The sequence below is a fragment of the Dermacoccus sp. PE3 genome (assembly GCF_001021715.1).
In the GTDB taxonomy this organism is placed as follows: Bacteria; Actinomycetota; Actinomycetes; order Actinomycetales; family Dermatophilaceae; genus Dermacoccus; species Dermacoccus abyssi.
Window position 1 is genome coordinate 49,979 of record NZ_LDCM01000006.1, and the last position, 13,867, is coordinate 63,845.

The 13,867-nt window shown below is 66.4% G+C and carries 7 protein-coding genes; 5 read left to right on the forward strand and 2 right to left on the reverse strand.

What is annotated here, in order from left to right; all coding sequences use genetic code 11:
* Positions 1–40 precede the first annotated feature (40 nt).
* Genes AA983_RS14155 through AA983_RS14170 form a run of 4 tightly spaced genes read left to right on the forward strand, consistent with a single transcriptional unit; the run spans position 41 to position 9,989 of the window.
* Positions 41–2,347: an excinuclease ABC subunit UvrA gene (locus AA983_RS14155; RefSeq protein WP_047312950.1), complete on the forward strand. Its 2,307-nt coding sequence runs from the start codon at positions 41–43 to the stop codon at positions 2,345–2,347.
* A gap of 5 nt (positions 2,348–2,352) precedes the next feature.
* The gene (locus AA983_RS14160) at positions 2,353–4,215 is read left to right on the forward strand and encodes a non-ribosomal peptide synthetase (RefSeq protein WP_047312951.1); all 1,863 of its coding nucleotides are present in this window, start codon (positions 2,353–2,355) and stop codon (positions 4,213–4,215) included.
* Position 4,216: 1 nt separating this feature from the next.
* Entirely contained in the window at positions 4,217–8,587 is a 4,371-nt protein-coding gene (locus tag AA983_RS14165) for a non-ribosomal peptide synthetase (protein ID WP_082128954.1), read from the forward strand.
* Positions 8,580–9,989 (forward strand): NAD(P)/FAD-dependent oxidoreductase, encoded by a 1,410-nt coding sequence (locus AA983_RS14170; RefSeq protein WP_082128955.1) that lies wholly within the window; start codon positions 8,580–8,582, stop codon positions 9,987–9,989. Before AA983_RS14165 ends, AA983_RS14170 begins: the two co-directional genes overlap by 8 nt.
* A 228-nt stretch (positions 9,990–10,217) precedes the next feature.
* Here AA983_RS14170 and AA983_RS14175 read toward each other — a convergent pair whose 3' ends face one another.
* Complete coding sequence (locus AA983_RS14175; RefSeq protein ID WP_082128956.1) at positions 10,218–10,904, reverse strand: response regulator transcription factor; 687 nt, start codon at positions 10,902–10,904, stop codon at positions 10,218–10,220.
* Positions 10,905–11,329: 425 nt separating this feature from the next.
* Positions 11,330–12,349, reverse strand: coding sequence for a YafY family protein (locus AA983_RS14180; RefSeq protein ID WP_047312952.1), 1,020 nt, complete (start codon positions 12,347–12,349; stop codon positions 11,330–11,332).
* 61 nt (positions 12,350–12,410) lie between these two features.
* Here AA983_RS14180 and AA983_RS14185 point away from each other — a divergent pair, with 61 nt between their 5' ends.
* Positions 12,411–13,865 carry an MFS transporter gene (locus tag AA983_RS14185; protein WP_047312953.1) on the forward strand — a complete coding sequence of 485 codons (1,455 nt, stop codon included), beginning with the start codon at positions 12,411–12,413 and terminating at the stop codon, positions 13,863–13,865.
* The last annotated feature ends 2 nt before the right edge of the window (positions 13,866–13,867 follow it).

Consider the following 13,867-nt stretch of genomic DNA (forward strand, 5'->3'; position numbering starts at 1 on the left):
CACAATCACCGGTCGTCATCCACCACTCAAGGAGAGCCTCGTGAAGCAATCACGCCCATCCCTCGTCGTCCACGACGCCAGGACGAACAACCTCAAGGGCGTCTCAGTCGCGATCCCGTCCCCCGCGCTGACCGTCGTCAGCGGTGTTTCCGGGTCGGGCAAGTCGTCGCTGGTGTTCGAGACGATCGCCACTGAGTCTCAGCGGCAGCTCAACGAGGTCTTTCCGCCCTACATCCGGAACCGGCTCCCGCGATTCGAGCGGCCACCGTTCGAACGGATCGACAATCTGGCACCGGCGATCGTCGTCGATCAGAAGGGCATCGGACGCAGTTCACGGTCCACGGTCGGGACCCTGAGCGAGGTTTCCCCCATGCTGCGCGTCCTCTTCTCGCGGTACGGAGAACCGAGCGCCGGTGAGTCCACGGCCTACTCCTTCAACGCGCCCGAGGGAATGTGCCCCGAGTGTCAGGGTCTGGGCCAGGTTCTGACCGTGGACATCGAACAATTGATCGACCGTTCCAAATCACTGGACGACGGTGCCATCACCCATCCTGCGTTCGCCGTGGGGACGAACTACTGGAAGCGGTACGCCACCGCCCACCGGCACTCCGGGTCGTCCTCCTCCAAGGACCTCGGCGAGAAGCTGTTCGACGCGACACGCCCTCTCGACGAATACAGCGACGAGGAATGGGAACTACTCCTCCATGGTGGCGGATTCCAGACCGCTCGTCTTGACGACCGCGGCAATGTCGCCGTCAACGACTACGAGGGAGTCGTCGACCGGTTCACCCGGCGGTACATCGCGCCCGGACTGGACTCCCTCAAACCCCGCGAACGCGCGGATGTGGAGCACGTAGTGGAACAAGCCCCGTGTCCTGCGTGCGGAGGCACCCGCCTGTCACGTGCGGTCCTCGATTCCCGGATCCAGGGCAGGAACATTGCCGAGGTCTCTGCCATGCAGGTCACCGAGCTCGTCGACTGGCTCACGGACCTCCCCGAGGAGATGGTGAGATCGTCGGTGACGGATCCTCTCCTCACGGCCCTCCGTCGGATCAACGATGTCGGCCTCGGATACCTGTCTTTGGACCGTCCGTCCATCACCCTCTCCGGCGGAGAAGGGCAGCGCCTGAAGATCGTCAAGCATCTCGGATCTAGCCTCACGGGCATGACCTACGTGTTCGACGAACCGAGCACCGGGCTGCACGCCAACGACGTCGAACGCGTCCTCTCCCTCCTTCATCAACTGCGTGACAAGGGGAACATCGTGCTTGTCGTCGAGCACGACAGGTCGATCATCGAGGCCGCCGACCACGTCATCGACATCGGTCCCGGTGCCGGTGCCAAGGGGGGACGCGTGACGTTCGAGGGCACCCCGGCTGACCTCGCGAAGAGCAACACCCTGACAGGTGCGGAACTGCGGGAGCCGCTCACGCGTTTCCGCGCTCTCCGCGACCCGAAGCAGTGGCTGCCCGTGCGTCACGCCACGATGCACAACCTCCGCGACGTCGACGTCGACTTCCCTCTGGGGGTCCTCACCGCCATCACCGGCGTGGCGGGGTCCGGCAAGTCGACCCTCGCCACGAAGGTCCTGCCCCGGCAACACGATGTCGTCCTCATCGATCAGAGTCCGGCCGGTATCAACCCCCGATCGACACCGGCGACCTACGCCAAGGTGTGGGACAAGGTGCGGCGCGTCTTTGCCAAGGCCAACGGCGTGGGCGTCGGCCTGTTCAGCTTCAACGGTGACGGTGCCTGCCCCGCCTGCCGAGGGCGCGGCGAGATCACCCACGACATGGCCTACATGGACCCGATCACGGTCGTTTGCGAGACCTGTGAGGGTCGCCGCTTCTCCCCGAAAGCCCTCCAGTACACGGTGGACGGGCGCACCATCGCCGACGTTCTCCAGATGACGATCGACGAGGCGGTCGACGCCCTGCACGACGACGGCATCGGTGCCCGGCTGACCTCCTTCGTCGACGTCGGTCTCGGATATCTGACTCTCGGCAGGCCCCTGTCGGAACTGTCCGGCGGGGAGCGGCAGCGAGTGAAACTGGCCAGTCGCCTCAACGATCACGGTGCTGTGTTCGTCTTCGACGAACCGACGTCGGGCCTGCACATGGCCGATGTACGTAACCTCGTCGGCCTCTTCGACCGCCTCGTCGACGCAGGTAACACCGTCATCGCGATCGAGCACGACCTCGACGTCGTCGCCGTCTCCGATTGGGTCATCGACCTCGGCCCCGGGGCCGGGGCCGCCGGAGGCCACGTGGTCTTCGGTGGCAGACCGGCGGCCCTCGCCTCCGAAACCGACAGCGTCACAGGCCGCCACTTGGCCAGAAGGAGCTGACCAGCATGACGACCCCTACGACCGACGCATCCGCGACGGACCTGTTCACGGCGACGGTCCCGAAGGCCTTCGCGAGCACCGTCGCCACCCTCGGCGACCGTGAAGCTCTCAGCAGCGCGGACGTGCGCTGGACCTATGCCGAGCTCGACGTATTGGCCCGCAGGTTCGCGACCGCACTCCAGGCGCGCGGCCTCACCGCGGGGCAACGGGTCGGGGTCCATATGGAACGCCGCCCCGAGCTTTACCCGCTCTTCATCGGCATCCTGCAGGCTGGCCTCACTGTCGTCCCGTTCAACCCAGGTCACCCAGAATCCCACCTCATTGACCTCGTCAGTGTCGCCCGGCCCGATCTCACCGTCACCTCCGGGAAGGACGTGCCCGGGGTCGACGCCGCACAGGTCGTGCGGCTCGAGACCCTTCTCGAGGAAGCCCTGACACCTGCGGATCTATCGACTCCCGGACCGGGCCCCGAAGACCCCGCCTTCATCCTCTTCACCTCGGGGTCCACGGGCCCACCAAAGGGCGTCGAGATCGTGCACCGGGGACTGGCCCGTGTCTGTCGGGGGCTCAGCGGCTACGAACCCGGGCCGGGTGATGTGTTCCTGCAGCTAGCTCAGCCGTCGTTCGCCGCCTCGACCACAGACATCTGGACGTGTCTGTTGCGAGGGGGGCGGCTCGTCGTGCCACCCCCGGAGGCTCCGAGCCTGTCTGAGATGGCACGGATCGCCGAATCGGAGAAGGTCACCGTCCTCAACCTGCCCGTCGGCCTCTTCAACCGACTCGTCGACGGCTACCCCGAGATGGTGGCGAGGGCGCGCTGGATCATCGTCAGCGGTGACTTCCCGTCCAAGGACCACCTCGTCCGCGCCGTCGACCTGACAAAGGGGACTGTGTTCAACGCCTTCGGGTGCACGGAGAACTCCGCACTGACCGCCGTGTACGAGATCACGAAGGAGGACCTGACGAGCGAGGCCGGGGCGATCCCGGTCGGACACCCCATGCCAGGCGTTGTGATGTCGGTTCGAGACGAGAAGCTACGCGAGGTTCCGCCCGGTGAGACAGGCGAGTTGTGTTTGTCCGGTGCCGGCCTCGCACATGGTTACATCGACGATCCGGAACGAACGGCGGCCAGGTTCGTCGACGTCGACGGCGCCCTCGTGCTCCGGACCGGCGACCTCGCTGTCATGCGCGACGACCGGGCCGTTATCCTCGCGGGCCGCACGGACCAGCTGATCAAGGTCCGCGGTTTTCGTGTCGAACCGCGACAGGTAGAGCTCGCCGCCGAGGCCGTTCCCGGCGTCGGCCGCGCCGTCGTCCAAAAGCATCCCGGTGACACCGCAACCGAAGAACTCCACCTGTCGTTCACGGTGCAGGACGCCGACGAGATCCGGAGCCGTCTGATGACGTCACTACGGGAAGCGCTTCCCGACTACATGGTGCCGACGCACCTGCATCCGCTGGAGCAGTTCCCGCTCAACGCCAACGGGAAGGTCGACCGCCAGGCCTTGGCCGAGGGGCTGGCGACCGAGGACACCTCGGAAGTCGCCGGTTCTGCCTCTGTGACGGCACATGCTGAGGGCGACCACGTCGCCACCTCCCCGCAGGGGGCGTCCGTCGACGGCCCGGCCGCTGACGGCGAGAGTCTCGTCGAGATCGTCACCCTGCTCGTCGGTGAGGTCACAGGCATCCGCACGATCGGTGCCGACGACGACCTGCTCGATTTCGGCGTGACGTCACTGCATCTCATCGACCTGGGAGCCCGGTTGGAGGAGTCCGTCCGGGTCCAGCTGTCTCCAGATGACCTCTTTACGGCCGGCACGCCCAGAGGGATTGCCAACCACATCCGTCACGAGCGAGAGGAGAGCTGAAATGACCGCAGACGCCGAACAGCCGGGAACCCTCAGGTGTGCGGTCTCACCGGCGCAGCCCGGCCTATGGTTCGCAACCGTCTATGGCGCGGACCCGACCGCGTACAACCAGCCGTTGGTCCTCGACGTCCCGGAGTTACTGGACCACCACACGCTTGAACAGGCTCTCCGGCAGGTACATTCCGAGCACGAAGCACTCCGCACTACGTTCACCATGGATGACGACGGAACCTTGTTCCGGGTCGTCCACGACGAGCTTTCGCCACTCGTCGACGTCCACTCCTACGAAGGTCCTGCGGACGCGGCGGAAGCATGGGCCACCGACATGGTGGACGAGGTCGCGAACGGTGTCTTCGACCTCGAGACCGGACCGCTCGTGCGGGTTCGACACCTCCGGTTCACCACGGCCCACCGCAGCCGCCTCGTGTTCAACGTGCATCACTCCGTCTTCGACGGCATGTCCTGGCGACCGTTCCTTCGCCGCCTCGAAGCGATCTACGCCCTCCTGGAGGACGGCGACGACATCGACGCCGTCGGAGACGGCGCCACAGCCAGCACTGCATACGAGCGCTGGTCGATGCGGTGGCAGGACGAGCGACAGGCAGTCCTCGGGTACTGGCGAGAGCGCCTCGCCGGAGCCCCTGAACCACCCCGGATCGGGCTGCCATCGACGTCCTGCGAGAGCCCCCGGGACGACGTGCCCATGCTGCACTCACACCACTATGCCGCCTCCGTGGAGCTGTCGGACGAGCTCACCGAGCGCATTCGGGAGTTCTGCCGTGCTCAGCGCGTCACTACGAGCATGTTCTATTCGGCCGTGTTTGCGACGGTCCTCCATCGGCAGACCGGCCGTGAGGACGTGCTCTTCGGCATGCCGGTCACGATGCGTGAACCGGAAGACTCCGACACGATCGGCCACCTCACCAACACCATCACCCTCCGCAGCCGGACCGGGGCGGAGTCGACGGCGGCCGACATCCTGTCCGGAGTCCGGTCGTCCGTCCTCGAGGCCCTGCGGTACCGACACGCGCCACTCGACGCTGTCGTCGGGGCACTCCGCCAGGACACCGACCATGACTCACGTGCAGAGCCCTTTTCGGCCATGATCACCGTCATGCCGGCAGCCTCCCGAGAGCTCGAACTGCCACGATGGGGTGTTGACACATGGGAGTACCGACCCGGTGGCTCCAAGTACGACCTGGCCCTCGTGGTCAACGAAGGGGCCCAGCGAGACACACTCATCACGGAGCACACTTCCGCAGCGACGGGGGCCGACGATCTCACCCGTCGTCTGGCGGATCGTTTGGTCGCCGTGGCGGAACAGATCCTCACGTCACCACAGACGCCGCTCGCCGACCTCGACCGGCCCGAACCAACTCGGGACACTGAGCTCGCGGGACTGTCGCGGCGCAATGACGCACCGGAGATCGGCACGGAGCTGACTGCGGACCTGTTTGTGGCGACGGCGGAGACGTCCGGATCGAGCATCGCCCTTATCACAGAGAACGAGGAGCTCACGTACGCCGAGTTGTCCACACGCGTCGATGCCGCAGCCCGTGGTCTTGCCTCCAGAGGGGTGCGGGACGGCCACCGCGTGGCCCTCCTCCTGCCACCCGGTGCCGACCTCATCGTCGCCGTGCTGGGGACCCTCCGCGCGGGCGGAGCCTACGTCACCCTCGATCCGACCCAACCCGCCGAGCGAACCCGATCGACCTTGGAGGACAGCGACCCCGACCTCGTCGTCGCGAGCGGCCCGGCGGCTGTCCCCGACGATCGGGACGTCCTGCAGCTCTCCGACGTCGAGACGACGGACGAGGACGTCGAACTGGCCGGACGCAAGAAGCCCTCGGACACCGCTTATGTCGTGTTCACCTCGGGTTCGACGGGGCGTCCCAAGGGGGTCCAGATCACCGAGGCCACCCTTTCCAACCTCGTTCACGCGCAGAACGAACTCTCAGGAGGACGTCGCCTGCGGACTCTGCAGTACATGAACCCCGCGTTCGACGTCTTCGCCGAGGAAGTTTTCGGGACGTTGTGCACCTCCGCAGCTCTCGTCATCCCGCCGGCGTCGGCCAGGACAGATTTCGCAGAACTCGCCGACCTGCTCGAGCGTCACCGGGTGGAGAGAATTTTCCTCCCCTACGTCGCCTTGAGGGAGCTTGCCGCCGTGTTGGCCCATGGAGGTCCTGCCCTGCCCGACTTACGTGAGGTCTACACAACCGGGGAACGCCTCGTCATCACGGATGATCTCCGTGCGATGTTTCGGCAGCGTCCGGACGCTCGACTTGCGAACGTCTACGGACCGTCGGAGGCACACCTCTGCACGGGAGAGTGGCTCAGCGCCGACGTCGACGTCTGGCCGACCTTCCCCCCAATCGGTCGTGTGGTGCGGGGGGTCGATGCCCGAGTCCTGGACGGTGACCGCCCGGTTCCCGTCGGGGTCCAAGGCGAGCTCTGCATCGCGGGCCCCGTCGTCTCTCCCGGCTACATCGGACGGCCCGAACAGAACGCGCGCAGTTTCGTGAACGACCCGCTGGTCGACAGACAGCGGATGTACCGGACGGGTGACGTCGTCGTCCTCACCCCCGACGGTCGCATCCACTGTCTGGGCCGTGCTGACGACCAGGTCAAGATCCGCGGGTTCCGTGTTGAGCCTGCCGAGGTCGAGGCCATCATCGAACGGACGCTCGACGTCGACAAGGCCGCGGTGGTCGCCGTCCCCGCGGGGTCGGACCGGACGTTGCACGGCTTCGTAACCGCGTCGAGGGACCTTCCTACGGATTGGCGGTCACGCCTCACCGCGACGACACCGACCTACCTCGTCCCTCAACGTCTGACAAGGGTCGATGACATCCCGGTGACCGCGAGTGGCAAGACCGACCGGGCGGCCCTCGCAGCGCGTATCGGCGCCGATCCGACTGATGGGGATCCACATGGAGACCTACCAGCCCCCGACAGGATGAACGACCGCCAGGCCGAGATCGCCCGACTGTGGGCCGGGCTGCTCGGGGCGGCACCGACCTCGATCGACGACGACTTCTTCGCCCTCGGCGGTTATTCGCTCCTGGCGGCGAGACTACATCGCGCCGTCCAGCAGCGGTTCGGCGACGAGATCACCCTGTCACAACTCATGAGCACCCCAACCGTGCGGGGAATGGCGGAGCGTCTCCAAGGAGGCGGGATAGATGCCCTAGACCTCGCGGGGGACGCCACCCTACCCGCCGGGTTCGAGGTCGCACCGCGGCGCACCGGGTCAGGTGATCTCGTCTTTCTGACCGGGGCGACCGGGTTCCTCGGAGTACATCTGCTCGACGAACTGGTCCGGGCGGGACGACATGTGGGGTGCCTCGTGAGGGCTGCCGATGAGTCCGAAGGCCGCGAACGGTTGCGGAGCGCCTGCCTCGACTACGCCCTGGATCCGGGACTTGCTGATTCCGTGCGTATCCTCCCGGGAAACCTGTGCGACGACATCGGTCTCCGACCCCAGGATGTCTGCGAAGTCTTCCACGCCGCCGCCCACATCAACTTCGTCGCACCCTACGCTTCGGTGCGTGGCACGAACGTCGACGGGGTGCTGAAACTGCTGGAGTTCTGCGCTGCGGACAGGGTGCCGATGCGGCTCATGTCCACGGTGGGAGTCTTCCCCCCGGACTCGACCCCCCCGGTCGTGAACGAGTTGACCGTTCCGGGCGACCCGGCGTCGCTGGGCATCGGCTACTCCCAGAGCAAGTGGGTGGCGGATCATCTTGCCTCTGCTGCCCGCGATGCGGGTCTTCCGGTGACGATCCATCGCATCGGCCGAATCGGTGGGCACAGTCGAAGCGGCGCGTGTCGACCAGACGACTTCCTCTGGCTGCACCTGAAGGCCATGACGGAGGTCGGTTCCTTCCCGCGGGACCTTGCCGACAAGCCGCCTTCGGACCTCCTCCCGGCGGACTATGTCGCACGAGCGGTGCGGTTGTTGTCCGAGAAGGACGGCGACGGATCGTGTTCGACGTGGCACCTGCACAACGCACGCCCTCTGCCCTGGGACGAGGCCGTCCACGCCGTCCGTTCCCAGGGGTACGACCTCACCGCCGTCGATCCAGACGACTGGTTAACAGCGGTCGAGAGGGTTGCGACGGACGACGGAGCCAACACCAATGCAGAGTTGGCCTCCCTGGTGCCCATGATGCGCGAAGGCGTGATGCGCCTCGGGAACCAACGGTTCGACAACACCCGAACCCAGGAGGCGCTGTCTGCTCTCGGACACCCCATCCCGTCAGCCGACTCGGCCTGGCTCCACCGGATGTTCGCCTACTTCGCCGCTCGTGGAGCGGTAACCCCACCCACCCCTACCCCTCAAAACGGCAAGGAGCGACGTCATGTGTGATCGGTCGGACTCGGTACTAATCGTCGGTGCCGGTCCAGTGGGCTGCGCCCTCGCCCTCAATCTTCGACGTCTCGGCGTGTCGGTCTCCATCGTAGAGCGCAGAACCGAGCTCTCGCAGACTGGTTCAGGGCTCTCCTTTAATCTGACCCTGACGGAAAGAGGGATGCGCGGTCTGCCTGATTCGGTCCGACGACGCCTGTACTTGCGGGGCGCTGTCCTGAACAAGCGAATCATCCACCACCGGGACGGGGGGATCTCGACGCAGCCCTATGGGACGTCGGTCGAACATCACCTCCTGTCCATCCCCCGATCTCGTCTGCAGGACCTGTTGCAGGAGGAGGCGACGAATGCAGGGGCCTACATTCGATACGGCACGGCCTGCGTCGACGTGGACTCGCAACGTCCTGCCGTCCTCGTCGAAAGTGCCGATGGTGAGCGTGAGTGGCTCACCGCCGACCTGATCGTCGGTTGTGACGGTGCGGAAAGCGCTGTCAGAACTGCGATCGCGAGGGCCCATCCGACTGAGGTGGTAGTCGACACCGCGCACATTCCTCACGGACACGCCGAGATCACGATGGACTTCTCTGGCGCGGACCCGAGCGGGATGCATCTGTGGCCTCGGGGAGACCACTTCCTGCAGGCCCAACCCAACTGCGACGGTACGTTCACCACGAGCCTGTTCAAGCCACTCGACGACAGTCGCAGCTGGTTCGAGGGCCTGGCGGAGCCGGAAGAAGTCGCCGACTACTGCTCGAACGAATTCGGCGACGTCGCCGGCTGCATGGCGCACGTCGAGACTGAATTGACGCAGCGAACTCCCGGACAGCTGCGCCTTGTCAGGATGAATCCCTACCACCACGGTCGAACAATCCTCGTGGGCGACGCCGCCCACACGGTCGTTCCCTTCCTAGGTCAGGGAATCAACTGCAGTTTCGAGGATGTCGCTGCGGTGACACGGCTTGTCGAACAGGCAGCACTTTCGGGAGGGTTAGCCCGGTCAGCTCCAACGTTGACGCAAGAATACAGCGCCGAGAGGACCAGCCCAGGCCACGCGCTGGCTGACCTTTCCATGCGCAATCTTCAGGAGTTGTCCAGCGACGTCGACGATCCCGGGTTCCACGCACGCAAAGATCTTGAGCGCCGCATCCACGAACAACACCCGGAATTGTTCAATCCGCTGTACCAAACAGTGGCCTTCTCCTCGACCCCTTACGATGTCGCGCAGCGCGCCCATGCCGAACTGAGCGAGATGTTGGACGAGGTCTGCAACAATTATGACATCGCCCGCGAATCGGACTGCATCATCGCGGAGTTCGTCCGTCGCTGCACCGACGCCGGTGTCGGAAACAGCCACGCCCGGGTGTCCAGCTGCGATTCGAGGACATCGGCGGCTACCGGCTGACTGCGCTCGTCACCAATACGACCATGAGTCAGAGGCTGACCTGGAAGGGTCGCCGTCCTTGCCTCACCTTGGCAGCAAACTCGGCCCCATCACTGGATCGCCCGTGGAAGACGACGACCGCCGACAGCGGCATCTCGGCCACTGTCGTACTCACCTGCAAAGATCGACCCCGCTCACATGGCAACAGCGCCGACTACGTCGACATCCTCACCCGATGAAATTCTGGGCTTAGTGTGAGAACCCACCGTTGAACCGGAATCCCACACCGCGAACTGTCAGGATCAAGTCCGGTGAACCTATTTTCTTCCGCAGGCTGCTGACGTGTGTGTCGATGGTGCGACTGGCGAGGGGGGTGAGATCTGCGGCATCGTCCGGGTAGTCCCACACTCGCTGCATCAGCTCCCCCCGCGTGAAGACCAGGTCCGGTTCGGAGGCGAGAAGAAATAGCAGGTCGAACTCTTTCGGTGTCGTCTCCACGAGTTCATCGCCCATGCGCACCTCCCGGAGCGCCTGGATCAGGGTCAGTTCCCCCACGATCAGGATCGGTGACGACCGCTTCTGCGTTCTGCGCAACAGTGCCTGGACACGGGACGCTAACTCCCGAGCACGGTATGGCTTGTCCATACAGTCGTCGCATCCTGCCTCCAAGGCGAGGACGCGACTAAGTTCGGCGGGCTGAGTGAAGCCGATGAGGGGAATAGTGCTCGACCGGCGGATCTCGCGGCAGAGGGTCAATCCGTCGAATTCCTGAAGGTCGGTGTCGACCAACACGACGTCGACGCTCGACAGCTGTGCACCGAGATTCGTCACGGTGTCGGAACAGGAAGCCGAATAACCGAATCTGGACAGACCGGCGATGATGTCGTCGACACCGTCACAGTCCGCCACAAGCAACAAGTGCGGGCTTTCCGCCATCACAATACGCTCACACCTCCACGGCCACCGCGGCCCACATCCGGCAACACGGGTGGGGTGGCCCCTTGTCGTACCAGAATCGTAGTGCCCTCGATCGTCTGGCGGAGCCGTGGGAGTGCTCAGACAGCTGACAACTCGCCTGGGGAGGCCCAGGTAGCTGACACGGATCAACCTGAGCGATGGCTCAAGCGAAAGGTCCCGACTGGGAAGTGCTCGCACGGATGAGCTCACCACTGGAATGGGAAGCCAGCTGGGACTGCTGCACGGATAGGTGACACCGTGACCTGACCTATGGCTCGGTTTCCAGTTGACGTCGCTAGCTGTACTGACCGGGGACGTTGATCGACCGGCTGTGCGCCAGCCAGCGACGTCATCGTGGCGGCGGGTACGGAGAATCCTGGCTCTTCGGGACGGGTATGTGCCCGTCATTCTTGGCGTCGTGGGCGTAGTCTCGCCGGCGAGGCAAGTTCCAGGCGTCGCCGGATGCTCGTGAAGGCGTCGCGTAGTTCGGACGGCTCGACATTCGTGAGGTCCGTGTCGAAGGTAATGAAGAGGCCAGCGACTCCAGCCCAGGACCACCCCCCGATCGTCAGGCGGCAAGAATGCCGGTCAATGGGGGCGACAACGGACCCGCCGGGGGCCCAGCGGGCGACGACGTCCGCGGACAGCGCGAGCGTCGCGGTGCCGACGCACTGCCACTGGCCGGGGGTGTCGCCCCGGTCGGGGTTCTGCACGACGAGCCGGTTCAGGTCGTCGGGGTCGAGAGGGGCGGGGGTGAAGGGGCGGCCGGCGGGGGTCTTGGGGCGGATACGGTCGACCCGGTAGGTGCCCCAGGTGGCGTGGTTGCGGTCGCGGGCGACGAGGTACCAGCGGCCGGCCCACACGACGAGGTGGTGGGGCTCGACGTCGTGGGGCGGTCGGAAGTTGGCGTCGCCCGGCGCGGGGACCCGCCCGTCGGGGTCGGCGTAGTCGAACCGCAGGCAGGAGCTCGTGCGGATCGTGGACCCGACTGCCTGCAGTGTGGCGACGTCTATGGGTGGCGCCGAGAACTCCCAATAGTTGCGCAATGCGGTGACCTCGAAGGCCTCGCTGGCGGCGCGCAGCCGCGCGGGCATGACCTGGCGCAAGGTCGTCAGCGCCCTGGCGACGGCGTCGTCGATTCCGGTCACGGTAGCCGGTGCGGTCTGCAAGGCCAGCGCGATGGCGATGGCCTGGTCGTCGTCCAGCACCAGGGGCGGGAGCTTGCCGGTGGCGCCGAGCCGGTAGCCACCGCCGGGACCGGGGACGGCCTCGACGGGGTAGCCGAGCTCGCGCAGCGTGTCGATATCGCGGCGCACGGTCCGCGCCGACACCACGAGCCGTTCGGCGAGCTCGCCCCCAGGCCACTCGACGCGCGCCTCGAGCAGTGACAGCAGCCGCAGGATGCGGGCGGAGGTATCGGCCATGCCCCCAGCATGGCGCTAGTTGTGGTCATTCGATGTCCTGAACCAGCGGCATGGTCAGTCCATGACTTCTCCTCAAGACACCGCAGCGGATGCTCGGGTCGGCGGCCGGGCGGCCTCGCTCGCGCTGCTGGTCGTGCTGTTCGCCTCGTTCATGGACCTGCTCGACGTCACCATCGTCACGGTCGCGGGCCCGCATATCGCAGCGGATCTGCACGCGTCACCGTCACAGCTGCAGTGGATGCTTGCCGCGTACACCCTGGCGCTGGGCTCGGGCCTGATCACCGGTGGCCGCATCGGTGACGACTACGGACGGCGCCGGGTGTTCCTGGCCGCCCTGACCGCCTTCGCCGTCGCGTCGGCCGCATGCGCCCTCGCCCCGACCGCAGGTGCGCTCATCGCCGTTCGGGCACTCCAGGGACTCGCGGGCGGGTTCATGGTCCCGCAGGTCTTCGGGATCATCCGCTCCTCCTTCGAGCCGGCGGCGATGGCCAAGGCCTTCGGCGCCTACGGAGCCGTCCAGGGCCTGGCCTCGGTCGCTGGGCCCCTGGTCGGCGGAGCACTGGTCGATGCCGACCTGGCGGGCCTGGGCTGGCGCACGATCTTCTGGATCAACATCCCCGTCGCCGTTGTCGCTCTCGTGCTGGGTTGGCGGGTCCTGCCCGAGTCCCGCGCTGCGGCACACTCGCGCCTAGACGTCATTGGTGCCCTGCTCGCTTCCGTCGGGGTGCTGCTGGTGCTGCTGCCCCTCGTCCAGGGTCGCGACTGGGGTTGGCCCACCTGGGGCTGGGCTCTGCTGACCGCCGGCGTACTCGTCCTGGCCGGGTTCCTGCGCTTCGAGAGCGCCCTCGCACGCCGCGGCGGCGAGCCTGTGCTCGCCCCCGACCTGCTGAAGGTCCGACCCTTCGTCGCCGGCCTGGGCGCGTCGGTGCTGTTCTTCGGTGGCCTCGCCTCGTTCTTCCTCGTCCTGTCGATCTACCTGCAGGCCGGAACCGGCCGCTCGGCCTGGGACACGGGCCTGGTGATCCTGCCCTACGCCCTAGGCTCGATGCTCACCTCCGGTGCGGGTGTCGCCCTCGCCGCGAGGGCCGGGCGAGCCCTGCTCGTCACCGGCTCGCTGACTCTGGCCGCGTCTCAGGCGCTGCTGTGGTGGCTCGTCCGCGACGGCGCCACCCCCGGCTACTGGCCCCTCGCCGCCGCCATGTTCCTCGGCGGCCTCGGCCTGGGACTGGCCGCGCCGATCCTGGTCAACGTCGTCCTGGCCGGTGTTCCCGGCCGCCGCGCAGGTGCCGCCGGCGGGGTGCTGTCCACCGTCAACCAGATCGGCGGCGCGGTCGGCGTCGCCGTCCTGGGCACTGTCTTCTTCAACGCCACCTCGAGCGCTGGCCCCGCGACAGCACCGGCCGAGCTGTTCGCTCACGCACTGGCCCAGGCGATGCCCTGGCAGGTCGCCACTTACCTGCTTGCGGCCGTCGCGATGCTCGCCCTGCCCAAGACCGCAGCGACCCACCAGGAGTGAAC

What these genes read in the sequence shown, in the direction of transcription:
- AA983_RS14160 (WP_047312951.1), top strand. Translation starts at nt 2,353, where the DNA reads ATGACGACCCCTACGACCGACGCATCCGCGACGGACCTGTTCACGGCG.
- AA983_RS14165 (WP_082128954.1), top strand. Translation starts at nt 4,217, where the DNA reads ATGACCGCAGACGCCGAACAGCCGGGAACCCTCAGGTGTGCGGTCTCA.
- AA983_RS14170 (WP_082128955.1), top strand. Translation starts at nt 8,580, where the DNA reads ATGTGTGATCGGTCGGACTCGGTACTAATCGTCGGTGCCGGTCCAGTG.
- AA983_RS14175 (WP_082128956.1), bottom strand. Translation starts at nt 10,904, where the DNA reads ATGGCGGAAAGCCCGCACTTGTTGCTTGTGGCGGACTGTGACGGTGTC.
- AA983_RS14180 (WP_047312952.1), bottom strand. Translation starts at nt 12,349, where the DNA reads ATGGCCGATACCTCCGCCCGCATCCTGCGGCTGCTGTCACTGCTCGAG.
- AA983_RS14185 (WP_047312953.1), top strand. Translation starts at nt 12,411, where the DNA reads ATGACTTCTCCTCAAGACACCGCAGCGGATGCTCGGGTCGGCGGCCGG.